Genomic DNA, 23327 nt, shown 5'->3' with positions numbered 1-23327 from the left:
ACTGGATCGCAGCTTTGACGAGATCGGCCAGCAGACGCTATGGCAGAGCGCGATCTGGTGGCTCGACAGTACTTATCAGCTGCCCTGGAGTTCGGCGGGTTTTCTCATCGAAGGACGCGGCACGAACATGACCGGTGTGATCTATCAGCACGGCGCCCAACAACTCGAAGTGTGTCCGCCCCTGGGGGGTGCCGGTTACGAGAGCACGCCGGCACCAATGCCCTACACGTGTCCGAGCTTTTCGATGCCGTCGGGATGGAAGGTGATTGGGGCGATCGCCAACGGCATCGTACCCGGGGGTTAGCGTAAGCAAGCCAACGCGTATCGCTATTAAACCAGCGATGCGCAACGTAGATACGTGGCTGCAAGAGCGAATGGATAAGGACGTGGTGCCATGATGGTCAGCAAGAAGTCGCAAGGAACAAAGCGGATGGGCGCCTGGCTTCGATGGGTGGCGCTGAGTTTGCTGCTCGTCGGCACGCATGTGTTGGCGCAGAGCACGGGCACGGTGACGTATGTGTACACCGATCCGCAAGGGACACCGCTGGCGGAAGCGGATGCGAACGGCAACATCACAGCGACGTTCGAATACACGCCGTATGGGACGTATGCGCCTACTGGAACGAGCAACCCGGGGCCGAATCCGAATGGGCCGGGGTATACGGGGCATGTGAATGATCCGGAGACGAATCTCGTTTACATGCAGGCAAGGTATTACGACTCAGTGACGGGGCATTTTTTGAGCATAGATCCCGTCAAGCCTTCGCCAGGCGACGCATTCAGCTTTAATCGATACGCCTACGTCGATAACAACCCGATTATGGGGATGGACCCTACTGGCATGGACGACTGTGGTCCGGGATGCACGTTTATGCGTCGAGTTTCGGACAGCTTCAGTAGGATTGCTAGTGGGGCTTTTGGCGATGCGAATGGGTCGCCGACGAGACCATTAGGCCAGATGCAAGCCACGACTGGCTATATAAATGGTGCAGTAAACGAGGATCTGGCTACCGCGGCTGCGGCTGCTGCGCCAGTGGCTGATGCGGTACCCGGGGTTTCACTCGGAGCTTGCGTTGCTGGTCAAGGCTGCAGCACCAGCGACTGGATATTCGCCGGCCTAGCCGTTATGCCAGAGGATGCCGAGTTTCTCAATTTGGGGCGCATAGGCGCTACCGGTAAAGTTGGAGAGGATGCCCTCAAATTCTTGGGTGGCGTGCCGCAAAAATATTTCCCTACGCAATTCGGCGTGCGTTTCGTGGATCGTTTCGCAGGTGGCATCATGTATGAATCGAAAGTAGGCTATGTATCCATGACTTCCAGCATCAGGCGTCAGATCCAAAAGGATGCATGGCTAATTCAGAATGAGGGACGAGTAGATGGTGCTGTGTGGCATTTCTTCCAGAGTCCAGTGACAGGACGCGGTGGACCTTCAGCCTCGGTGCGCGAAGCCTTGGGCAAAGCGGGTATCGGCATTGTGGAAAATTGAGCTATGACTTACTCAATCATACAGCCTCCTTTTACGTTGAACTTTTACACGATGTCCAAACGCGAATTGGCCGATTACCGAGAATGGTTTCTTGATGTTCTGCCAGCACGAATGCGTATTCTTGAAGAAACCGTACTAGCTACGCAGGGGTTTGAGCGCTGGCGTGCGAACGAAATACCTGATTCCCTCAATACCTTGGGCGAATGGCTTGCCACTCAAGTTGAAACGCGCGCTCTTACAGCTGAAGAGTCAGCGCAGGCATTGAAGGAGATGCCGCCCCAATTCAAAGATATTCTGCCCATTGAGCCATGGGAGTTGACCAATCGTACTTATTCGTTGGCAATGGATTGTGGGATGTATCTTGGGCAGGTGATGCTCCGGACGCATCCTACTCGCCTGCAATGGAGCCAGGACCTGCGCGATAGGCGATGTATAGATTATGGTCAGGTACTGGTCGTCGGGACGGGAGTAGTGTCCATGAACACCGTCGGATTTCTTGTGGGTATGGCGAAAAACTTCGTGCGGAAGGCAGGAAAGAGAGACCTTCGCGCAATGTATGAAATCTGGTCGGGTCCCGAGTCCGGATTATTTGTGCCACCGCCCGCCAAGAAAGTTCGCAAGTCGCATGGCTGAAGCTTGATCGCACCAAAGCCGGGAGTGGACCGACATTGATTGTGCATTTATCCATTTGAAACCGACACCACCAACGTCACCTGCAGCTACTACCCACTGTCGATCGGGTATTACACGCCATCCAACCGCCTTTCCGTGATCTGGACCGATGCCGCCCAGGATCTGCAGATCTGGGACAGCGCCGGCAATCAGTTCACCCCGTATGCCTTCGGCGCCTACGGACCGGGCAGCACCCTGATTGCGCTCGGCGGTGGTTACGAAGGCTCGCTGATGAGCCTGATCTACATCGCCTCCAACCAAACCGCGTTCGGTCTGGAACTGGATCGCAGCTTTGACGAGATCGGCCAGCAGACGCTATGGCAGAGCGCGATCTGGTGGCTCGACAGTACTTATCAGCTGCCCTGGAGTTCGGCGGGTTTTCTCATCGAGGGCCGCGGCACGAACATGACCGGTGTGATCTATCAGCACGGCGCCCAACAACTCGAAGTGTGTCCGCCCCTGGGGGGTGCCGGTTACGAGAGCACGCCGGCACCGATGCCGTACACGTGTCCGAGCTTTTCGATGCCGTCGGGATGGAAGGTGATTGGGGCGATGGCGAACGGCATCGTGCCGGGTGGTTAGCACGATGCGAGACAACGACACATTACTGCGAGAAGCAGTGATGGACTGTACAACTGCGTGGCCGCAAGAGCGAATGGATAAGGACGTGATGCCATGATGGTCAGCAAGAAGTCGCAAGGAACAAAGCGGATGGGCGCCTGGCTTCGATGGGTGGCGCTGAGTTTGCTGCTCGTCGGCACGCATGTGCTGGCCCAGAGCACGGGCACGGTGACGTATGTGTACACCGATCCGCAAGGGACACCGCTGGCGGAAGCGGATGCGAACGGCAACATCACGGCGACGTTCGAATACACGCCGTATGGGACGTATGCGCCTACCGGAACGAGCAACCCGGGGCCGAATCCGAATGGGCAGGGGTATACGGGGCATGTGAATGATCCGGAGACGAATCTCGTTTACATGCAGGCAAGGTATTACGATCCGGAGACGGGGCGATTTCTGACTACGGATCCGGTTGTGCCGACCGGAGGTAATATTTCCAACTTCAATCGCTATGGTTACGCTGAAAACAATCCAATACTAAATATCGATCCGGATGGCAGAGCCCCCTACGGATGGGAGAACGACACATTTTGGCAAGATAGCCGATGTTCCGTTTGTTTAGATACTGGCAATCAGTCGCGATCAATTCAAGAACTGCCTGCAGTTAACGTACGTGCTAATGCGCCATCCACAGGTGCGGCAGCGGGAGGAGCCATCGGCTTTATACTCAGCCTTCCAGTTGACGGCATTGAGGACTTTTTTTCAGACGGTGCTGGCGTTATTGCTAATCCAGCTACTACAGGTGCCATGACGGCTGGTGGGGCATATGCCGGAAATGCAGTGCAGACCGGGTTAACGAATTTAGTTCAGATGATGAGCAGGCGCTTCACGTCACATGGATCCGACCGAGCAAATGAGGCGAAAACTGACTCTCATAGGAGCGTTGGAGACAAGAATGACGTAATTAAAAACGGTCGGCAATTCATTGATAATGAAACTGGTAATACAGTGCACGTTAGCGGCGATCGGGTGGTGATAACCAACAAAGATGGTGAGGTCGTTACTCAATTCAAAAACTCAAGAGCTAACACCAGCGCTAGGATTTCTTCTGGTCGATGGACGCCAAAAAACTAAATGAAGGTAATGATAATGATGAGTAAATTGTACAAAGAATTGAAGGTTTGGAGGCATGAAAATAACGAAACAGCGATTCGATTTAACTGTTTTTTTGATTTGGATAGCGAATTATTCGCTGTTCAAAGTGCAGATTTTTTTCACCTGCCACTTACTACAGAGCAGATTGAAAGTTTTGAGAAGCAATATGTAGAGCTTTTTATTGAAATTTCCCCGTATGAGCGGTGCGATTGGTTCAAGTCGCTAGAGGAGGCAATTTCCGCACATGACCGAGATTTTTCAAACGAAGTTGAGCATGATAAAGGGGGTGGGAGGAGTTAAATCGGTCTTTTGAAGCCTTTTATTATGATTAGCTGTTGCCAACGCAATTTGGCCGACGGGACTGCAAGGCGAAATCTGAAGCCTCCCTCAAACTTTTCATCTTCGCCGGCAGAAATCAGTTGTTTTGCGAAGCATCAGCCTCACTGCCCCGTACGACTGACTGCGAGCTCACTCAAGCTCTGTATGAGGCGATTCGTAAAGGAGGGGGATGTAATTAAATCGCGGCGACGCAGACGGCAACGGCGTGTCGGATATGTTCCTGTTCAACACCAACACCAGCCAAGTGGCGTATTGGCTGATGGATACCAATGACGCCACGGGTGCCGTGACCAAGCTCAGCGCGCACACCTTCAACGTGACGCCGGGTTATTTCGTAGGCGCCATCGGCGACTTCCATGGCGATGGATTGGCCGATCTGGTGCTCACCAGCAACAACGATGATCTGGTGCTGTGGACCAACAACGGCAGCGGCGGATTCACATCCTCCTCGCTGAGCACCTATACCGCTGGCTGGGTGCTGGTGGGCGCGGGCGATGTGGACGGCGACGGCCAGGACGACCTGCTCTGGTTCAACGCCACGACGTGCCAATTCAGCTACTGGCTGATCCGAAACGGTGTGCACGTTGAAACCGATACGACCAACGTCACCTGCGGCTACTACCCACTGTCGATCGGGTATTACACGCCATCCAACCGCCTTTCCGTGATCTGGACCGATGCCGCCCAGGATCTGCAGATCTGGGACAGCGCCGGCAATCAGTTCACCCCGTATGCCTTCGGCGCCTACGGACCGGGCAGCATCCTGATTGGGATGAGAATTGAAGTGTCGCTGGATCATTAATAGGTCAAGCTATGTTGCTTCCTCTTTTTGGGCCAGAGGACGAGGCGCCGATTGAAGGAGCTACAAGGATTGGATTAATAATCTCAAAGCTCTAGCTGCCAACAGCGGAGCGCAAACGCTAAGAATCGAAGGTACAATTGCTAACCCGGGCCTATATAAAGTCTTGTCGCAACGCTATGGCATGAAATCGGAAGGCGCGACAGATTCAATTACCATGAGAGTTCATTAATCCTATGAATGCGCGCATTAGAGCAAAGCGAATTTTAGAACCACTTCGTGGATTTAGATATATAGAAAATGAAAATGAAGGCCCAGCGGGTGAAGGCCCAGCGGGTGCATGTACAAGAACATTAGGGGGGATTATAGGTTGTTACGATAATGTGAGAGAAGAAAATGGCAGAATTTGGATATATGAAGATGGTTTAGTATGGTGTACGGAAAATGAGAGGCAATCAATTCATTTTGATGAAATAGTGCAGGTTTTTTCCCGGGGCGAAAAAAGAAGTGTTGAAATTAAACTTATTAAAAATAATGGCCAGGTTTTGGTTTGGCCATTTGATGGTAACGATGGTACGCATTTCGAATCACTAGAGATGCTGCGATTTTTGGACCGAGTAATGTCGGATAGACGCCAGCCTTAAGGAACATCTGAACAAATTGAAATGGACAGCCAAATGTCCTTGGCGGTTCTAAGTTCTTGCAGCCCGAACCGTGGTTTCGATCAGTCATTGTTCCAAGATGGCAGCGCCGACGATTGGGCCGGCCACTGTAGCCGCCTTGAGTAGCCCGATACCCTATCTTGCGCTTACCTATACTACGCAGGATTTGGATGTAGTTGAGGCATTGAAAGCAGTCGACGAAAGGCAGGAGCAGGCCGAGCTAGTCGAGGCGATAAAGAGCGTGGAGAAGCTCATTGAGGAAATTTTGGATACGGTAAAAAAGGAAAGAGTGATGCCCGCGCCACCGCTACCGAACTTACCGGAACCGACATTGCCGTCAAAAGCCCCCGACTCCCCGCCACCACCGCAATTGCCGGACGCAACTCCATCGGCACGACCTGACGTTCCATCGAGTCACCAAGCTGTAATTTTACGTGACGGCCTTAGCCATGATGGGTGACGGATCGGACCGTGCGCCTCTGTATGACGCAATGAGGAAGAGAAAGTTTGCGCTCTGCGTAAATGAATTCCGTGAACTTGCATCGCAAGCCGATAGGGCGGCACCGATCGCGCTCGGTTATATCTATTTCATGGGTGGGGACGGCGTGCGTAGAGATTATCGCCAGGCGCTACGCTGGTTTGAGGAAGTTAATTTAGAAGATGATGTAAGCGGATTGGTTGCCAGTCATCTCGCGACCATCTATTACAAAGGGCTTGGTGTGGCGAAGAACCATCGGGCCGCCGCCAAGTATCTACGTAGTGCAGCGCTGCACGGGCATGGCAGAAGCAGAGTCCTAATGGCTATCCTTCAAAAGAAAGGCGATGGGACGTTGAGAAAACCACGGGCTGCAGAAACGATACTTCGAGCAAGCGTTTGCGACCGTAAATTGGGCGTTATAATGCGACTCTTCGCGCTTATATCGCTATATCCCTGACGGATTGCCGCTTACTGCAAGCCAGAGAACAAAGTCTCGCTCGGCTTCGTCGAAGGACTCAATAACAAGATTCGCGTCCTTCAACGCCGTGTGGGATGAGGAAGCGCAATGCGCTGGTCCCGCAGCGAAGCGCGCGGAGGGGCGCGCACATGGACGGTATGCGCGATCCTAGCCTTTCTTCTGGAAATGTTTGGGTTCGAATGATGGGCAGGTTGGAGCCCAAGAATCACGTTTCCTTCACACTCCTAAATGCTCTTATTTCCTGAGAAGCACCGGAAGGCGCTCAGGTAGTGATAGCCAAGGATTTGGTTTGTGTAGGTATAGATCAAACACGCACAGGGGGCTGCGGCGTGACAGGGGTAAACAACCCGGGCATTCCCGACATCTTGATGGAAGCATCAGGGTAGGTGGGCTGTTGCCTTTGCGCAGTCGTTCGCTGTGCAAAGACGTCTCGATCGTGGGAATGCCTTCGAACAGACGGCGAAGGCGTGCCTGTACATCATTCAATGCTTCATCTACCCATTGAGGTTCTATGAGAAAGTCATCCAACACCCCACCTATTTCTGTCGTCGGCAAAGAATTCGCCTACTCACCCGAAGGAACAGAGACGCGCTTCATGGTGCGTGGCGTAGCGGTGGACGCTGTGCGTGTTTCTGCCCTGGGCTACCCCGACGTGCTTGCAGACGCCCATCATGCGATCTTCAAGGATGCGATTTTCCCGAAGTTGAAAGAGCTTGGGGTGAACTGCATTCGTGTCTACCAAGTGTCGTCGGAGCACGTGCATGCGAAGTCGATGGCCCTTCTCGAAGATCATGGCATTTACGTCATGGTGGGGCTTGCGACCTCCACGGATTCCATCAACCAGATGACCGGCGAATACAGCCTTGGAACCCTCTGTCGCGCGGTGATAGTGGTCCGCGAGTTCATGCAATATGACAACACGTTCTGTTTTTCTGTCGGCAACGAAGTCGAGTTTCCGGGTCAGCAAGCAGTCAATTTGTGGGTCGCTGCGGGGAAGCCCCCAGGTAAGGCAGAACAAATGACCATTGCAGACAATACCGTGGCGCTTGAACTTCAAGTCGCTCAGGCGATGAAGTCTTTCGCACGTGACATCAAAGCCTACATCAAGGCCAACAGCAGTCGTCCAATTCCCGTGGGCTGCGCCATGCAGGATGGCGCGCAGGTGAATTGGGGCAATGGCGTTAACACACCTGTCTACCAGCAAGGTATTCTGGGCACCGATACCATCGCCCAGTATTACGTCGCGGGTCATGAAGCCGAGCGCATGGACTTCATTGGCATCAATACTTACCGCTATCAAAGCGGTGCAACGCCACCCAACCTGAGTGCTTATGATCCGCTGGCGGCGGAATGCATTGGTTTGCCTGTGCCGGTATTTCTCTCAGAAAGCGGCGACACCCAAGGGCCCGTCGGTCCAGTTGAACGAGACTGGCAGATTGTGCCTCAAATGTATAATAGCGCGACGCTTTACGAGCAGTTGTCGGGTCAGATCGCTTTCCAATTGATGGAAGAAGGCAGTGGTTTTGGTCTCTACGACGTCAGTAAGTCGGATGAAAAGGTGGCTCTGAGCGCGAGCGCACTCGGCGGTGCGGATGCGCTGGCCACGGAGTTCGCAAACGTTGCGGAGATAGATGTGCCATCCGCTGCATTGTCGCCGTTGCCACCGACATCACCGCCCACGTCAGTCGGAATTGTGAAGCCCGCTTCTAACCCGATTGCATGGCCGACGTTGCTTCCGGCTTATCCACTTCCCAATGCGATGATTACAGTCGAGAACTACGCTGCCCATGAGATGCAGGTGACCCAGCTTGGCGCAGTTTTAGCTGTTATCTCCGCGGGCACGGAAACCTCCCCGACGTCGAAAGCCGTAGAGGTTTACGCAAGCAGCGACCTGTCCATTCAGGGACGGGTTAATGGTAACTGGGGTGAGGTGTGTGCAGTGGCGGGGAAACACGTCAAGTCAGGCATCACTGTCAAAAACGACGTGGCCTGGGGTGGCGTATGCAACGTTGATCCCGCATAAGGCTGGCGATGGCGATGCTCAGCGGCCGAGTTTCAAGCTCCACCAGCAACAGGAAAGCCGGGTTCAGCCCCGGCTTTCTCCTAATCGCAATCGGGACGTGAAGAAACTTTTTACCGAGAAATGGATCATCGGTTTCCTGCGTGAAGCGGAGCTGGTTTGAGAAGCAATACACGCTCGGTATTCACGAGATGTACCAAACAGGGCACCTCAAATTATTTGCACGCATAAACCGCGGTGTATTGCGCAATGGGCATAGGCGTTTAATCCACGCCTTGCGTGGCGGGAATGACGTTCTTTGACACTATCCGCTGTATGCGTGCGTGGTTGGAATGACAGCTTTGCCGAGCTTCCTGGATACACGGGGCTGGCTCAGCGGCGCATTGCACGGTGACCGTGTTGCCGGAGGTCAACGCGCTGGGCGTGGTCGAGTGCGTGTCGGATGTACAGCCCGAATGCCACGCCGCCATGGTTAGCATGCAAGCCCATTTCCAATCCGAGGCCATCCGTCTTCTCTTTGCGAGTGATGGGCTTGCCCGAATCGGTGTACATGTAGTTTGAAATGAACCAGATGGTTTCGAGTTTGACGATAATGCATGTAAAAGCAGCCGCTGCTTGCTTGTGCAAACAGGAGCCCAGTCTCCAAAAAAAGCGACATCAAATATGCCGTTTCTCTTACACGAGAGTTTGGCCCGCCGCTGGCACGGGATGCTCCGATCGGTAGAAGTCGAAGCCAATTGCGAGTTAGGGCTCGCTTGACCAGTCAGTCCTTTTCCTCGTGAACAACCAAGCCGATGCCTGATTAAAACAAAGCGTTTAATCGAACATCGCAAGCACAAAAAAAGCCAACGCAGTCTCATGCCCAAAATCGAGTGATGGATTTTCTCGATCATGTGGCGCGAGTACTACGTTGACGTTTTAAAACAAGGCAGCACGCATGCGATTACTGCGTGTGCCAGTCGTATGCCGTGCCGTTGGTTACAAAGCGGGCGCTGCCATTGGCAAGGTTGACGACGTTGACTTGGTCCTTGAGAACCACGGTCGCGGGCGGAGTGGTGGTTTCGGTGTTGCAGTTGGCCAGGATCCGCGTGCCATCCGGCGACACGCGCACCGGTTGCCACCACAAAAATGTGTTCGGATACAAGGTGACGCATGGCGAGGTGACCTTGCGCAGGCCCGATCCGTCAGTCTGCACGGCGTAGATCTCTTGGTCCTGAGGTGAGGATGACAAGGGGGCTGTGGTTACAAAGGCCTGACTGCCGTCCGGCGAGATCAGCGCCTGACCGTTAGCCGGGAGCGTGACTAGGTCGCTGGGATCGGTAAGCGGGACCGTTTGGCCTGTCAGCATGTTCTTGGCACACCACACACCTCCGTAGTTCCCGTTGATCGCCACATTGCAGGGGCCGGGCTCGTTCGGGTTCTTGAGCATGGCATAGATCACCTCATGGCCGTCGTACGAGATATCACCGACGCCTCCTCCGGTATAGGGCTCTTGGACGTTCGCCTGGATCAAAGTGCCGGCACCGGTGGTGGTGTTGATCAGATAGATATCCGCTTCCGAGGAGTAAATGTGATCGGCATGCACTGCATAGACCAGCAGATGGCTTCCATCACCCGACCAGCGGATCGCTTCGAGTGCGCAATAATTCCAGCGGTCCGCGCACCACAGCGTGTGGTTGTGGGTGCCGTTCGAATTCATCAAGCTTACGCACGCAGGGTGTTTGCCAAACTGGTCGTCCGGAACATTAGCGTAGGCAATTTGGTCGTTACCGGCGGGTCCCCAGCTGACGGAGCCGTAGCCTGGACCTGCACTCGGCGGCTGTAGATCATCCGCGCCGTAAAACATCGGTGTCGTGCGCGCACCGTATGCGTTCATGAGCACGTATTTGCCGTGGTAGCCGTGCCGGTGTAGTGAGGCAGCGTGGACTGCGCCGGAAGAAGCACGCTGTATGTCCCGGCGGGATTGAAGGTATTTGTCTCCCACAGGCCCATGTAGTTCCCGATGCCGGGCATGTCGAACTCGCCCGTGGTGTACGGCGTGAGCTGTCGCTCACGCAGGCCATCGTCGCCGATGCTGAAGATCGCCGAACTGACAGGCGTACTGGTTTCGCCGACCGTGTTGTTCATGGTGCGCCACAAGAGAACCGTACCAGGGGACGCCTGCGCGGCAGCGACCAACGGTTGAGCCGCGAAGGCGGCGGCAAACACACAGACAAGCGCCACCAGGGCGCGGCTACGCAAGAGAATTCGCATGACACTCTCCTTCGGCCATGACAGACGCCACGGCACGGGTTTGGATGACCGGCGTACCGTGCTTATCGACACCCCACATTGCGTCGGCGAGGGCACTCTAGGCCCGCAGCCGCATGTGACCTGTGAAGTGTGACCCTCGTAAACAGCCACGGCTGGAAGCATGTGGATCAGCACGTGATGGCGCTTTGCATCGCATCCTGTTTCACGGAAGCCGCCGGCTGAAGCTTCGTTTTTCCCGGTGCAGTTTCCGCGGTTCAACATCCGCGTAAATGTTTAACGCGAATCGGAAGGATGGCCACTGACTACCGCCATCGTGTTGGAACAAACCGAGCAGGGTGTATCCGCGCATGGCGAAGATGATCGGGCCAGTCATGGCGAATCGATCCGTGTGCCACGCGCAACTATATCCGGTGCCCAAAAATCAGAATTCCCTTACATACATCTCCTGGGGAATTGGATACCTTCGGCATGTCACCCACGTTCTCGCTGAAAGGGCTGTGGATGACCATTGCAGTAATGCAGTGAAGGCGCGGATCGCATGGGGCGCAACCCAGGCGATCCGCTAACCAAAACCAACTAACCAGGAGTTGATCGTGGCTATCACGGATCATACGGCACGCGCTCGCCTGCCAAAACCCTTTACGCCGCTTGGCCCCGCGCCAAAACGAGGCCCCATGGATCCGGCACGTGCGGAACGCCATGCGCGCCTCACGAAGATCGCTGAAGCAGCGTTGGCGATGCATGTCATCCAAAAGTTGCTGAGCAACAGCGAGGCTTTCTATCGGGCGAAAACACTCGGCGCTCCACCGGGTGCGAACCAGTGGCCGTTGAACGTCACCCAGGTAGAAGGGCTGCATGCGGCACTGCATGTACTTCGTCAGCAGAACGATGAGCTGCTGAAGGCCGAAGGTCTCTGCTAGGTTGTTCGCGTACGCATGATCCTTGCCCGCGACACACCCCGTGGAGGCCGGTGTGTCGCACCTAGGATGCACGCGTGTGCGTGCGATGTTTGTCGCTCCTCACCTTATGGCGCAGGCGGCGTGTTGCATCGAGAGCACGCACTCACGCAACACATCCCCTCATACCCATAGCTTTCGGCATCCTGCGATGAGTAGGCCGGGCAGGGCGAACGCATCAAATAGCTGTCCATCCATGCCCGCCACAAACAACAACGGCCGCAGATGGCGGCCGCTGAGTTCTCGTTGTCATGCGCCCATCAGAGCGTTTTGAATTTAGCGGCCCATCCGCTCGGAACCGGCCCTAGTCCATGCTTGGCGAATTTGCGCTGCACATATTCGTTGATGTCCGATTTGCCTTTTGCCTGCCCGCGTTGCGCCGCCGTCACGGCTGCACTCATGCGCGACTCCGCTATTTGTCCCGTCAGGGCATCCGGGCCTCGATCGCGCATTTTTTTGACGGTATCCAGTTGCGGAAACTTTTGCGTCAAATGGGTACCCAGCGCCTGCATGTTTACCTCTTGGCCTTGATTCTTGGCGTGCCATTTCACGGCCAGCGCTTCGGCCATGATGCCGGCTCCGGCGTCGTGCGTTGGCGAGCCCATCGATTCCTTGCCGAACGCGGTGGTTGTCTCGTTCACGCGCAGCAGCGTTGCCGTGAGTTGTGCCTGAGAGCTGTAGCTTTTACTGCGCCAAATATTCTTTCCGGGCTCCGGACTCAACGTATCGCTACCGCCTTTTACCAATGCTTTATTCGCGCGTCCAAGATCGGAGGCGCTGAGTAGCTGCGGGAAAAGGCTGGTGTATTTGGTGCTCATCTCCTCCGAGGGGGTGGCGATGTGCTGTTCCCAACTCGTGCCTTGCTTGGGTGCAATCTGCGTGGTGCTGCCTTCATAGACGCGAGACTGGCTTGCCCCGGGCTGCACCACGAACGGTTGGGATTCCCATGACGCTTGCTGCACCGACGCCAGGCTTTTGACCCGCTGCGGAACCACCGGATAGAAACCACCGCTGAAAGGTCCTGGCTGGGCAGGTGGCAGCGCACCATCGGGAACCGGGCCAAGCCCGTGCTTCTCGAATTTTCTCTGCACGTAGGCGCGGACTTCCGACGGATCCTTGATGCCCTTGGCGTCGGCGCGTTCCGCTGCTCGCAACGCCGCATCGTTGCGGGAGGTGGACACCTGCGACAACACAGCATCCTTCCCTTGCTTGCGCATCTCATCCACGGAATCAAGCTGCCGGTACTTGGATTCCAGCGTGTTTCGCAGCCCCTTGGTGCCTAATGAAACCCCTTGAGTTTTTGCATGCCATTTCTGCGCCAGCACTTCGGCCATGATGCCGGCGCCGACATCGTGTGTCGGAACATTCATCGCTTCCGGGCCGAACGCCGTCGTTGTTTCATTGATGCGCAACAGGGAGGCAGCCGTCTGCGCCGACTGCATGGCCTTAGTCTTGGCCACGGTGCCTTCACCTTTCACCAGTGCCTTGTTGGCGCGGGTCAAGTTGGTGACCGAACTCATGGACGTGAATAACGCGGAGTATTTGGTGCTTAGTCCCTTGACCGGAGTTTCCGCTACTTGCTGTGTCCAGCTGGTCTGCTGCGCGGGCATCGCGTGCGTGGTGGTGCCTTCGAACACGCTGAACGAGGTGCTCTGCGGCCGCAGGGCAAACGGCTGCATCTGCTGCGTCCGAGTGCGCGCCTCGTTGAGGTTTCTCACTTCCGGTATGGCGACAGGATGAAACGCGCCACTAAATGGACTGTGATCCATGGTCCAAGCCCCCTTGGGTGCCCCCGCACCGCACCCCGCCGACTGTAGGGCGACCCACACTGGCGTGCAAGCCGGAGCCCTGCATTACGGCCCGGTTGCGGCCTGTGGGCGGCACGCAGTGGCGGCATGGTGCAAGGCTGGCAATTCGCAGAAGGTTTCCTCGAAAAAGAGGTACCACACGGACAATACAAGAAGAAATCCAACGAGCAGGGAGATCGTCAAAGCCTTCCTCCTATCGGTTACCAGTACATCGGCGTGATGAAGGTAATAAGAGCCGCACCACATCATGCCCACGATAAGCGCCGCAAGGTAGAGAATCCAGCCGCCTTGCATGAGCAACCGCCACGCGTGAGGTTCCTGCCCCATGACAAAGATCAGCAGCGCGGCAACAACGCCGATGAGTACCGATGCCGTCGTGACCGTGATGGATGCGGTGCTATCGAACGCCCATCGCAATGCGCGGACAACAAACCGGACCATGCGGTTTTGAAAGCCGGCAAGCTGAAGCAGGGCCGCTATCGAGAACAAAAGAACCGAGATACCCAGGGCGACCTTGCACAGCGTTACGTTCCAGATGCCTTCCATGATGCCCGTCGCGATGGCCGTCCACTTCGCCGAATGAAGCAGCGATAGAGCGCCGACGCAAAGCGTCAACAAAAGAGGAGAGGTTGCATCCAGCCGTATGCGCTGCATGAACGAGCTACAGCTCAAGAAGGTCATGTAACGAAAACCACGCAAGCGATTTGTCTGCAATCGACTCGCCAGCTGAAACGGAGTCGATCAAGTTGCGTCTACTGCTGACCTCAACCGGACGCTATGGAGGGTTTTCATGCTTGTCGTCGAGCCTAAGATGGGTTACGAGTGTCTACTTGATGCTCTGAAAGAATGGGGTGTCAGACTCTGCAGCGGTGTGACCGGCGGCGGTTTGATCCACTTGCTCAAATACATGGATCGTTATGATTGTCACCGTACCCAGCGTGATCAGGTCGATTTCTTTACGGTCGGCGAATACGTCGCCGGCTTTATCCCGCTGGGTCATTACCTTGCGACAGGCGAAATCGCAGCGGCGGCGGCCACCACTGGCGCAGCGGGCAAACTGCTGCTGTGCGGTTTGAGCGACGCGAAGCTGCACAATATTCCGGCCGTCTATCTGATGGCGATCACGCCATCGAGCCTGGCGTTTCAGTCCCCCTTGCAAGACACCACTGCATCCGGCAGTAATCTGATCGATCAAGTGGCGGCGGAGCTGCCTCAGGGCACGTTCGTGCTGGACCACATCGAGAATTTAGGCGAGCAGCTTGCGGCCGCGTACCGCCAGCTCAAGCAATCAAAACCGGTGGTGCTTATCATGCCGCCGGATGTACTGTTGGGCGTCACGCAGGACGTGTCCATCGGCAACCTCAGCTCTGAACAGGCGTCCTACGCTAGGGATCGCCCGGATGTGGTGGACCTTCTTCAACGCCATCTTTCGCGTAAGCGAGAGGGGAGAGTCGTCATCCTGGCGGGCGACGAAGCGCCGCGTTACGCAAACATGCCTTACCTCACGGCGCGCTTGTGCGAGGTGCTCAAGGCGCCTGTCGTCTGGAGCATCAATGGTGCCAATGCCGTCTCCCGGGATAATCCGTACGCTTATGGTTACCTGGGGTTTGGCGGCAACGATCGTGCGACCGAGCTATGGGAAAGCTTGAACGATCGCGACATGCTCATCGCTATCGGCTTCTGTGCCGATGAATACACCCTCAATTTCAGCCGAGCCAAAGCCGGCCTGGTGTGGAACATTACCGCTAACGCCCACTTCTACGGCAGTCTCGGCGGGAGTTTTCGTCATCGTGTCGAGGGGCAATTCGAGCAGACGGTAGGCTGCGTCGAAGAGATCATCGAGCAGATCATCCTATGGTGCCAGACTCATCCCCCTATCTATCGTGCGGATGTTCCGCTCTATTCGGATCTCAATCGTGCTACCCCCGGCAACGCATGGGGCGATGCCGTCGACATCGTTGCCTTCTACCAAGCGCTGGATCGTTTATGGCGGCCAAACAGCCTGGGGTTTGACGATGTCTGCCTCGCCTACAAGGATCGGCAATATGTCACTCAGCGCCCGCATCCCTACGCAAACATCTATTCCCTCTACCGTGGCTCCGCGATGGGTGGCGCCTACGGGCTTGGCGTGGGCGCAAAGATCGGATCACCGGATAAACATGTGTTTGTGTTTTCCGGTGACGGTTGTTTCCGTCTCTATGGCGGATGCCTCGCCGAGGCAAAGTCGCTCGGCATGACCTTGTTTATCCTGGATAACGCCGACTACGGCATCGTGGAGCAGGGGCTCTCGAAAATTCTGCCGCATACGCCATCGCCGCGATATCACGCCGACCTGGAGCGAATGGATTTCGTGGCCATGGCGCGCGCCTGCGGGTGGCAGGGTTTTCGCGTTGCCAGCGACTTGAGCAATCTTTCCGACATCATGCAGGAGGCGTATCGCCGAGATCGCCCCTCCATGCTGGTCGAGGTACCTGTCGATAGCAGGCAGGTGGTCGGACCCAACCCTCGGTTGAAGAACCTGTGACGCAGCTATGCTCGTCAGCCGGTTTTTCATGATCATGGATCGAACAACGCTTATGAATTTTCCCATTCCAGCCTTGAATCTGTATCGCTTGCTCGCCGATAGCTACGCACGTTGGCTCAGGCAACCCTTGGTCGAGCCCGGCTTATCGGATGAACAAGCCGCTCGCTGGCTCTATCACGAAGCGCCTTTTGGATTGCTGGCCCACGACACGCGTGCCGAGCCCCTGTTTATTTACGGCAACGTCTTCGCGCAACGTCAATTCGAATACTCCTGGGATGAATTGATGGCGCTTCCTTCGCGATTGTCCGCTGCAACGCTGCAGCTGCAGGAGGACAGAAAACAATTTCTGGACCAGGTAAGAAAGGATGGTTTTGCGACCGGCTATCGCGGCCTGCGCGCCACCCAATCAGGTCGCAATTTCTGGATTGAAGATGGGACCGTCTGGCAGCTGATCGATCAGGCAGGCGTAGTGCGAGGGCAGGCAGCTATGTTCAAGGTGTAGCGATAGCAGTTCCGCATGCGCGCCGATGCCTGGCGACATGCAGCGTCGCGCTGACGGTTGGCAGGAAAGGGGGAGAACTTCCATCGCCCTTGCCCGATCGCGACGCTCAAGACATTCGGCATGACGCTGGCGCAGATTCGATTACTTCCGCAGACAAAGCTACTGCCGCTTGCGTGTGTTTGCCTGTAGCCATCCTGGATATCGATGAGCAACCGATCACCTCGGGAGTGCCTGTGCACCGGCTGTGCATGCCTTAAAGAGAAGGGCTACTTTTATTCAAGATGCAACGCTGGCCTCGGCGCGACGGCCAGGCCAATCACCCATCCCACGTAAAACCGAAAATCGATGGTGTATTCACCCCAGGTGTAGATAACCCAGGTCTTGGACGCGGCCAGCGAAAAAATGCATTGCAGGAGTCCCGCCGAAGTAAGCCATAGAAAAGCGATCACTGCGGTCGAGGTGGCGCAGCGCGAAAGAGCGCTGGCTCCAGGCGTCTTTCGCATGATGACCAGGCCACTGATAAGCACGCAGGAGCATGGTATGACGGTTGTAACTATGTCGATGGGATACCAGTCAAAAACGTATCCGACCAGCGTAATGGACGCGGCGGCCAGCAAGATGGCGGGCACGCTTATCCAACGGGTGTGGCGCACGCATAACCACGCAACGGTGACCGTGAAAGGAATGCATGCCCACTGGAAGGCTTCCGACATGGCGTAGGCCAAGGTGTCTTTGATGTCGTGCCCAGGGTAGGGGTTAGCGATGAAGGCTGTAATCGCCTCATGGACGCATACCGCCAGCACGGCCAGGCCGAATGCGATAAACGTGGCATGTGTGGTGGTCTTGTGCTTATGGGTGAGATGAAGGCGCATCGCCCGCAGCCGCTCCGTCAGCGGCTCGGCGAAGAAGGCGACAATCGCGCCGGTCAACACGGCCGATCCCGCCGCCACCCAGTCGTAGTGATGGAGCACGGTGAGGAATCCCTGCCAGATGAATTCCGGTGCCAACGCGCAGACCGATACCCAGACTGCGAAGAAGACAATATGGAGGATGCTCGACCCTAGGCCGCCCTGGTGGGCAGGATGCGGCATTCCGGCAGCGGCCGTGGCGGGCTGCCCTGCATACGCCGTCGAGATATTGCCCTGTTCGTCCGGCAACGGTGTCATACACGCCCCCACATCGTTTCTGCATCAACGTAGCGCGACGGATGACGGTACTGTAGCTGGTTCAGCCATGGCAGGCAGGGTGCGCTGCAAAGGCCCTGATTTCTACCGTTTGCAGCTCACGGATCACTCAGCTGGATTTTTTCGCTTTGCGCTTGTTTGCATGTGCGCGCTTGGCCTTGGTTTCGGTGGCGGCCTCAAGCCCTTTGCCTGGCGTAGAACCCAGATACCCCACCAGCTTTTGCCGCAATTGATTGATGTCGCCGAGACGTTCCATCACATCGTCGTCGGCTTCTTGAATGAGGGAACTGGTGAGCAGGCTGAACAGACTCATGAGGCCGCTGTAACTGTGCCATACCCAGTTGGCCTGAATGATCAATACGTGGGGGGTGAGTTCACGCGCCCAGTAGCATTCGGGATCGGTGATGATCACTAGCGGGATGCCGCGTTCGGCCGCTTCGGTGGCGATCGTGCGGAATTGTTTGAAGTAGCGGCGCACGTCGATCAGCACGATGCAGCTGTTGCGGGTGGAATCCAGCAGCATGTCGATGTATGCGCCGTCGGAACCCGAATGGAATGAAACATCGGACCTGACCTGCTGCAGGATATTGGACAGGCCAAGCCCGAGAAAGCCGGCATGGTGGAAGCTCGCCACGGAAACGCGATCCGCCGCCAGCAGCAGCTTCACCACGCCTTTCCATTCTTTCGTTGCCGCCAGTGCGTGGACGTCGGTTACCGCGCGGATTTCTTCTTGCAGATGCGCGGCCACCGTATCGGTATCTTTCGGTTGCTCCGGTTTGCGATAGAGGTGTTGCCAAGTGCCACCGCCGCGCAATTCTTCTTTGAGATCGCCGACGCCGTCGTAGCCGAGATTGCGCAGGAAGCGTCCCACCGTCATCGGGCTGACGCCGACGCGCTTGCTCAGGGAGGCCGCGGTTTCAAAGGGCAATTCATGGATGTGATGCAGCAGGTACGAGGCGATCTTTTGCTCGGACGTGGTAAAGGTCTCCCAGCGATCCTTGAGCTTTTGTTGCAGATCCTTGGTCATCGTCGTTCGTTACCTGGAGAGCATGGCGGCCATTTCCGCATTCTCGCGCTTTTCCACGTGTCCCATGCGTAAGCCGAGCAGGTATAAAAGCGTAGCGGCCACACCGGCCACTCCGCCAATCAGCATGAAAAACCCTCCATGCGGCAGAAAGCTCCACAAAGTGCCGAGGCCGCCGGCAAGCAGATTGCCGAAGAAACCGGCGAAGAACCAGAGGGCTATGCAGGTGGCACGCAAGCCTTCGGGTGCCATGCGCCCGAACAGGCCCAACCCGACCGGCAGGATATACAGCTCGCCCAGGGTCATCAGCACAAACCAGCCCACCAGCCATGCCCAATTCGCACGCGTGCCGTGTGCATGCGCCCAGGTCGCCACGGCCGCCAACAACATATAGGAAAGCCCCACGATGGCGGCGCCGAACGCCATCTTGAGTAGCCACGGCGTTTCAATGCCACGCTTTGCCAGACGGGACCAGCGTGCTAGCAGCAGGGGCGTGGCGATGAACACCACCAGCGAATCGAGCGACTGGAACCAGGTCATGGGAATGCTCCAGTTCGCGGTGACATGGCGGTTCACGCCTTCATCGGCCCATAAGGCGATGGTATTGCCGACCTGTTCGTAGGCACCGCGAAACACCACCACGATGGCCGCTACGCCAGCAAGAAAGCCGAGCTGGCGTAGCGTGGCGGGATGGAGCGCAGAACGTTTGGGCGTAGCGCTCTCCATGCGCTTTGTTTCCGGGGGCAGATAGCGGCTTCCGCTCAGATAGATCACCAGCGAGATCAGCATGCCGATGCCTGCGGCGGCGAACCCCCAGTGCCAACCGTAGGCTTCGCCCAGGGTGCCGCAGATCAGTGGCGCGATGAGTGCACCCATATTCACGCCGACGTAGTAAACGTTGTACGCGCTTTTGCTGCGCGGATCGCCTTCCCGATACAGGCCTTCGATCTGGCTTGCGAGGCTGGGCAGGAATAGGCCGTTGCCCAGGGCGATGGTGGCCAGCGCCGGATAGAACAGCGGCTCGGACGCCATCATGAAATGGCCGAGCGCCATGGTGGCGCCGCCGATGATCACCGCCTTGCGTTTGCCCAGCCAGCGATCGGCGATGATACCGCCGAACACCGGCGTGAAATATACAAACGCCGCGTAGGCGCCATAGATCAGTGAAGCGTATTCCTGATGGATGTCCAAACGCTTGGTCATGTAATAGACCAGCAGCGCACGCATGCCGAAGAAGGAGAACATCTCCCACATTTCGGTGAGAAACAGAATGGTCAGGCCGATCGGATGGCCAAACCAGTTGCGCTCTCGCGGTGGGAGTTGTTGCGTGGACATGCAGGCTTTCCTCCGATGCGGTGTTACACGGCGACCATGGCGGGGCCGCCCCAAACAGTATCCGGGCACCAGACGCGGCCATCCTGGTAGCGGATCGATGGCGTGCGATCACCGCTGAGATAGATGGGGCCATCCAGATCCACCACCGAACACAGCGAACCGAGCACGAACGCAGGTGCCATCGACCACGACGATCCCCCCATGTTGCCGACCATCAGCTGGAAGCCAAGGTGACGTGCGTCGCGGGCCAGCGTCAAGGCTTCGGTCAATCCGCCGCATTTATCCAGCTTGATGTTGATCACTTGCACGCGGCCGAGCAGCTTTTGCAGATCTCTGTGATCTTGCACGCTTTCATCTGCGGCGAGCGGAATCGGACTGTCCAGACCGTCGAGCCACGCTTCGTTGCCAATCGGAAACGGTTGTTCCACTACCGCGACACCGGCTTCCACGAACGCAGGCATCGCCTGTTTGAGCAATTCCGGTGTAAAGCCCTGGTTGGCGTCCACCATCAGCCAGGTGCCGGGTCGCGCCGCACGCACGGCTCGCACGCGTTCCGCGTTGAGATCGTCATTGGTGAGTTTGAGTTTGAGTGCGCGCGCGCTATGCAATTGGCGCGCGTTTTCAGCCATCGCTTCCGGCGCGTCGGCGCTCAAGGTAAAAGTGGTGAGCAAGGGCTGTGGCTCAGGCATATCGGCCAGTTGCCATACCGGCTGCTGCTGGCGTTTGGCGTCCAGATCCCATAGTGCGCAGTCGATGGCGTTGCGCGCGCCGCCGGGTGGAAGCAATTGCAGAAGCTGCTCGCGCGTCACGCCACGTTCGATGGTTTCGCGCAGGGCTTCGATCTGCTTGAGCATCGCGGTGGGCGTGTCGTGATGATAGTAGACACCCAGGCCTTCACCCCGGCCGATCAAGTCGCCATCTTGCAGCGTGATGATGAGCATTTCGCACTGCGTAAAGGTATAGCCGGTGATATGGAACGGCTGGATCAAGGGCAGTGTTTCGATCGATGCGCTGAGTTTCAGCGGCGCATTCCGTAGCTTGGTCATGATGGTTCCCCGGATTAATAGCGCACGCTGAAACTGATCAATCCAAATGCCAGGATGAACCAGACAAGATAGATGGCGGCCAGTGCCAGCGCAGTTTCGCCGACACGTACCAGCATGCCGCGTTGTACCGGTCGCCAATGCCGCCATGTGTGTACGACGATGGCCACCGCGCCGAGCAGGGCAATCACGCCGAGGATATAGAGCAGGTACATCCATGGCGTGGCCGAACCATGCAGCAACACGTTCTCGTCGATGCTGGCGATGACGAGCAGCAGTATCCATCCCAGCACATCGGCAAACATGGCTAGCGCACCAAGACGCGACAGCAAGCGCGTGCGAAGCAGTGCTGGCGGTACGTCGAGCGAAGAACGGTAGCGACGGCGCATCAGCCAGCCAAGCAGCCAGATAAGCAATGTCACCAACATCACGATGAAGGCGATGGCTGTCCACACGCCGGCGAAACCCAGGCTTTTATAGGTGGGCACGCGCTGGAAAAGTTCGACGGCGGGAATGTAATCGGTGGCCCAGTAGCGAATGCTGCCGTCCGGGTTGGTGACGAAATCGAGTTTGTCCTGGCCGTTCACTTCGCGATATTGCAGGGGACCGACTTCGCGCCAATGCAGTGGTACGCCTGCGTCGCTGATGAGCATGGATACGGTCAAGGTGCCATCAGGGTCGGCGGCCACATGCGTTTGTCCCAGGAGGTAAAGCATGCGCAAGGCACTTTCATTGCGGCGGCTGGCCTGATACCAGCCAGCCACGCGAGCGGCATCGGCTTTTGCGGTGGATACGGTGGGTTCTGTTGGCGGTGTGTAGGGGTAGTAGCGATCGACAAAGGCATTGAAGATGGCCGTGCGTAGCAGCAGAGTGGTGAACTCGGTAGGGCCGGCGCTGTTGAACGACATGAAGATGCCGACGTTCTTGTCGAGCAACAGCTCCAGGTCGCTATGGAAATACACCGTGTCACCGCCATGGCCGATGATGCGCAGGCCGTCGCGGTCGGTTTGATAGAAGCCGAGCGCGAAGCCACCCAGCCCGGGTGCCGGTGTGTATTGCTGGGTATGCATCAGCTCCGCGGTTGACGGCTGCAGGATGCGAGTATCGCCATATTGGCCGTCTTGCAGCTGCGCGATCATGAAATGCGCCATGTCCATGGCGGTGGTGCTCATTGCACCTGCCGGCGCGGGATCGACCAGTTCGAACGGTTGCGCGTTGCCGTCGGAGGCGGTTTTGTAGCCCTTCGCCATCAGCGGTGCCAGCGATGGTGGCAGCGGCTGCACAAAGGTGGAATGTGTCATGCCCAGTGGCTGGAAAATATGCTGCGCAATGTATGTGTCAAAGCGTTCGCCGGACACGCGCTGCACGATGTAGCCCGCCAGCCCGCAACCATAGTTCGAATACGCCACGATTTTTCCCGGCGGGAAGATGCGCGCGGGAAGATGGCTTTTCAGATACTGCTCCAGATTCACTTCATCCGCTGATGCTGGCAGCAGGCCTTTGGCGGAATCCTCGAATCCCGGCGTGTGCGTCATCAGGTTGCGCAGGGTGATCGGCTTGCCTTGGTACGGTGGAATCTTGAAATCGAGGTAATCGTTGATGTCGCGATCCAGCTGCAGTTTGCCTTGTTCGACCAGCTGCATCACGGCGGTCCAGGTAAACAGCTTGGAAGTGGAGCCGGGACGGAACAGGGTGGTGTCCGGCGATACCGGCGTGTGATGCGCCAGATCGGCATAGCCGTAGCCGTGTGCGAACAGTACTTTGCCGTCCTTGACCACGACGATCACCGCGCCGGCAATATCGTTGCGGCGAATGGCGTACGGCACCAGCCCATCGAAGAACGTGGTGACGTCCGGTTCCGTCAGTGCGGGCGGTGATGCAGCGCTATCGGCAGGTCTCGCGGTGGTGCCGGCCGCTACCTGTGGTGACGGCGATGATGTTTGCGCCATGGCGATGGTGGCGGCAAAGCCGGCAACCAGGGCCACCAGATGCTTTACATGGCGATTCATGCGGACTCCGTACAAAATGTTTGCGGGAAAAGTTGG

22 protein-coding genes are annotated in these 23327 nt (G+C 56.8%); 14 read left to right on the top strand and 8 right to left on the bottom strand.

What is annotated here, in order from left to right:
- From AC4HNJ_RS16050 to AC4HNJ_RS16005, 10 genes are all read left to right on the top strand, one after another.
- On the top strand, window positions 1-304 hold a 304-nt coding region (locus tag AC4HNJ_RS16050), incomplete at its 5' end, for a hypothetical protein (protein ID WP_490480597.1).
- Window positions 305-430: 126 nt separating this feature from the next.
- On the top strand, window positions 431-1486 hold the full coding sequence (locus AC4HNJ_RS16045) for an RHS repeat-associated core domain-containing protein (RefSeq protein WP_490480596.1): 1056 nt from the start codon (window positions 431-433) through the stop codon (window positions 1484-1486).
- Between the two features lie 3 nt (window positions 1487-1489).
- Window positions 1490-2119, top strand: coding sequence for a hypothetical protein (locus AC4HNJ_RS16040; protein ID WP_490480595.1), 630 nt, complete (start codon window positions 1490-1492; stop codon window positions 2117-2119).
- A gap of 39 nt (window positions 2120-2158) precedes the next feature.
- On the top strand, window positions 2159-2740 hold the full coding sequence (locus tag AC4HNJ_RS16035; protein ID WP_490480594.1) for a hypothetical protein: 582 nt from the start codon (window positions 2159-2161) through the stop codon (window positions 2738-2740).
- Between the two features lie 93 nt (window positions 2741-2833).
- Window positions 2834-3856, top strand: a complete 1023-nt coding sequence (locus AC4HNJ_RS16030) for an RHS repeat-associated core domain-containing protein (protein ID WP_490480593.1) — start codon at window positions 2834-2836, stop codon at window positions 3854-3856.
- Window positions 3857-3871: 15 nt separating this feature from the next.
- The gene (locus tag AC4HNJ_RS16025) at window positions 3872-4177 is read left to right on the top strand and encodes a hypothetical protein (RefSeq protein ID WP_490480592.1); all 306 of its coding nucleotides are present in this window, start codon (window positions 3872-3874) and stop codon (window positions 4175-4177) included.
- Between the two features lie 253 nt (window positions 4178-4430).
- Window positions 4431-5018, top strand: coding sequence for an FG-GAP-like repeat-containing protein (locus AC4HNJ_RS16020; protein WP_490480591.1), 588 nt, complete (start codon window positions 4431-4433; stop codon window positions 5016-5018).
- Window positions 5019-5251: 233 nt separating this feature from the next.
- The gene (locus AC4HNJ_RS16015) at window positions 5252-5659 is read left to right on the top strand and encodes a hypothetical protein (RefSeq protein ID WP_490480590.1); all 408 of its coding nucleotides are present in this window, start codon (window positions 5252-5254) and stop codon (window positions 5657-5659) included.
- 452 nt (window positions 5660-6111) lie between these two features.
- On the top strand, window positions 6112-6612 hold the full coding sequence (locus AC4HNJ_RS16010) for a tetratricopeptide repeat protein (RefSeq protein WP_490480589.1): 501 nt from the start codon (window positions 6112-6114) through the stop codon (window positions 6610-6612).
- A 532-nt stretch (window positions 6613-7144) separates the two neighbouring features.
- The gene (locus AC4HNJ_RS16005; protein ID WP_490480588.1) at window positions 7145-8656 is read left to right on the top strand and encodes a glycoside hydrolase family protein; all 1512 of its coding nucleotides are present in this window, start codon (window positions 7145-7147) and stop codon (window positions 8654-8656) included.
- Between the two features lie 940 nt (window positions 8657-9596).
- Here the strand turns inward: AC4HNJ_RS16005 and AC4HNJ_RS16000 are convergent.
- Together AC4HNJ_RS16000 and AC4HNJ_RS15995 are read right to left on the bottom strand one after the other, a co-directional pair.
- On the bottom strand, window positions 9597-10529 hold the full coding sequence (locus tag AC4HNJ_RS16000; RefSeq protein WP_490480587.1) for a TolB-like translocation protein: 933 nt from the start codon (window positions 10527-10529) through the stop codon (window positions 9597-9599).
- A complete protein-coding gene (locus AC4HNJ_RS15995; RefSeq protein WP_490480586.1) occupies window positions 10526-10906 on the bottom strand; it encodes a hypothetical protein in 381 nt (126 codons plus the stop codon). The genes AC4HNJ_RS16000 and AC4HNJ_RS15995 overlap by 4 nt, the downstream gene beginning before the upstream one ends.
- A 593-nt stretch (window positions 10907-11499) precedes the next feature.
- Here AC4HNJ_RS15995 and AC4HNJ_RS15990 point away from each other — a divergent pair.
- Window positions 11500-11826, top strand: a complete 327-nt coding sequence (locus AC4HNJ_RS15990) for a hypothetical protein (protein ID WP_490480585.1) — start codon at window positions 11500-11502, stop codon at window positions 11824-11826.
- A 296-nt stretch (window positions 11827-12122) separates the two neighbouring features.
- On the opposite strand, the gene AC4HNJ_RS15985 is transcribed toward AC4HNJ_RS15990, so the two are convergent.
- Window positions 12123-13631: a hypothetical protein gene (locus tag AC4HNJ_RS15985; protein WP_490480584.1), complete on the bottom strand. Its 1509-nt coding sequence runs from the start codon at window positions 13629-13631 to the stop codon at window positions 12123-12125.
- A gap of 126 nt (window positions 13632-13757) precedes the next feature.
- On the opposite strand from AC4HNJ_RS15985, the gene AC4HNJ_RS15980 reads away from it, so the two are divergent.
- From AC4HNJ_RS15980 to AC4HNJ_RS15970, 3 genes are all read left to right on the top strand, one after another.
- Complete coding sequence (locus AC4HNJ_RS15980) at window positions 13758-14264, top strand: hypothetical protein (RefSeq protein WP_490480583.1); 507 nt, start codon at window positions 13758-13760, stop codon at window positions 14262-14264.
- Window positions 14265-14460: 196 nt separating this feature from the next.
- A complete protein-coding gene (locus tag AC4HNJ_RS15975; RefSeq protein ID WP_490480582.1) occupies window positions 14461-16194 on the top strand; it encodes a thiamine pyrophosphate-dependent enzyme in 1734 nt (577 codons plus the stop codon).
- 52 nt (window positions 16195-16246) lie between these two features.
- Window positions 16247-16696 carry an MEKHLA domain-containing protein gene (locus tag AC4HNJ_RS15970; RefSeq protein ID WP_490480581.1) on the top strand — a complete coding sequence of 150 codons (450 nt, stop codon included), beginning with the start codon at window positions 16247-16249 and terminating at the stop codon, window positions 16694-16696.
- A gap of 272 nt (window positions 16697-16968) precedes the next feature.
- Here AC4HNJ_RS15970 and AC4HNJ_RS15965 read toward each other — a convergent pair whose 3' ends face one another.
- From AC4HNJ_RS15965 to AC4HNJ_RS15945, 5 genes are all read right to left on the bottom strand, one after another.
- Window positions 16969-17862, bottom strand: a complete 894-nt coding sequence (locus AC4HNJ_RS15965) for a hypothetical protein (protein ID WP_490480580.1) — start codon at window positions 17860-17862, stop codon at window positions 16969-16971.
- Between the two features lie 127 nt (window positions 17863-17989).
- Window positions 17990-18907 (bottom strand): MurR/RpiR family transcriptional regulator, encoded by a 918-nt coding sequence (locus AC4HNJ_RS15960; RefSeq protein ID WP_490480579.1) that lies wholly within the window; start codon window positions 18905-18907, stop codon window positions 17990-17992.
- Window positions 18908-18916: 9 nt separating this feature from the next.
- Window positions 18917-20239, bottom strand: a complete 1323-nt coding sequence (locus AC4HNJ_RS15955; RefSeq protein WP_490480578.1) for a peptide MFS transporter — start codon at window positions 20237-20239, stop codon at window positions 18917-18919.
- Window positions 20240-20262: 23 nt separating this feature from the next.
- On the bottom strand, window positions 20263-21285 hold the full coding sequence (locus AC4HNJ_RS15950; protein WP_490480577.1) for a dipeptide epimerase: 1023 nt from the start codon (window positions 21283-21285) through the stop codon (window positions 20263-20265).
- A 14-nt stretch (window positions 21286-21299) separates the two neighbouring features.
- Window positions 21300-23291, bottom strand: coding sequence for a serine hydrolase domain-containing protein (locus tag AC4HNJ_RS15945; RefSeq protein WP_490480576.1), 1992 nt, complete (start codon window positions 23289-23291; stop codon window positions 21300-21302).
- Window positions 23292-23327 lie beyond the last annotated feature (36 nt).

It is taken from the genome of Dyella sp. SYSU CM1112 (genome assembly GCF_058216415.1).
Note: the sequence above shows the minus strand (reverse complement) of the source record. Positions and strands in the feature narration are given on the sequence as shown.

Bases quoted from the DNA above. Each gene is read 5' to 3' on its own strand.
- AC4HNJ_RS15950 (WP_490480577.1), bottom strand. From the start codon at position 21,285: ATGACCAAGCTACGGAATGCGCCGCTGAAACTCAGCGCATCGATCGAA.
- AC4HNJ_RS16025 (WP_490480592.1), top strand. From the start codon at position 3,872: ATGATGAGTAAATTGTACAAAGAATTGAAGGTTTGGAGGCATGAAAAT.
- AC4HNJ_RS15980 (WP_490480583.1), top strand. From the start codon at position 13,758: ATGGTGCAAGGCTGGCAATTCGCAGAAGGTTTCCTCGAAAAAGAGGTA.
- AC4HNJ_RS15955 (WP_490480578.1), bottom strand. From the start codon at position 20,239: ATGTCCACGCAACAACTCCCACCGCGAGAGCGCAACTGGTTTGGCCAT.
- AC4HNJ_RS15975 (WP_490480582.1), top strand. From the start codon at position 14,461: ATGCTTGTCGTCGAGCCTAAGATGGGTTACGAGTGTCTACTTGATGCT.
- AC4HNJ_RS16015 (WP_490480590.1), top strand. From the start codon at position 5,252: ATGAATGCGCGCATTAGAGCAAAGCGAATTTTAGAACCACTTCGTGGA.
- AC4HNJ_RS15995 (WP_490480586.1), bottom strand. From the start codon at position 10,906: ATGCGAATTCTCTTGCGTAGCCGCGCCCTGGTGGCGCTTGTCTGTGTG.
- AC4HNJ_RS16045 (WP_490480596.1), top strand. From the start codon at position 431: ATGGGCGCCTGGCTTCGATGGGTGGCGCTGAGTTTGCTGCTCGTCGGC.
- AC4HNJ_RS16040 (WP_490480595.1), top strand. From the start codon at position 1,490: ATGACTTACTCAATCATACAGCCTCCTTTTACGTTGAACTTTTACACG.
- AC4HNJ_RS16000 (WP_490480587.1), bottom strand. From the start codon at position 10,529: ATGAACGCATACGGTGCGCGCACGACACCGATGTTTTACGGCGCGGAT.
- AC4HNJ_RS15985 (WP_490480584.1), bottom strand. From the start codon at position 13,631: ATGGATCACAGTCCATTTAGTGGCGCGTTTCATCCTGTCGCCATACCG.
- AC4HNJ_RS15970 (WP_490480581.1), top strand. From the start codon at position 16,247: ATGAATTTTCCCATTCCAGCCTTGAATCTGTATCGCTTGCTCGCCGAT.
- AC4HNJ_RS15965 (WP_490480580.1), bottom strand. From the start codon at position 17,862: ATGACACCGTTGCCGGACGAACAGGGCAATATCTCGACGGCGTATGCA.
- AC4HNJ_RS15945 (WP_490480576.1), bottom strand. From the start codon at position 23,291: ATGAATCGCCATGTAAAGCATCTGGTGGCCCTGGTTGCCGGCTTTGCC.
- AC4HNJ_RS16030 (WP_490480593.1), top strand. From the start codon at position 2,834: ATGATGGTCAGCAAGAAGTCGCAAGGAACAAAGCGGATGGGCGCCTGG.
- AC4HNJ_RS15960 (WP_490480579.1), bottom strand. From the start codon at position 18,907: ATGACCAAGGATCTGCAACAAAAGCTCAAGGATCGCTGGGAGACCTTT.
- AC4HNJ_RS16020 (WP_490480591.1), top strand. From the start codon at position 4,431: ATGTTCCTGTTCAACACCAACACCAGCCAAGTGGCGTATTGGCTGATG.
- AC4HNJ_RS16005 (WP_490480588.1), top strand. From the start codon at position 7,145: ATGAGAAAGTCATCCAACACCCCACCTATTTCTGTCGTCGGCAAAGAA.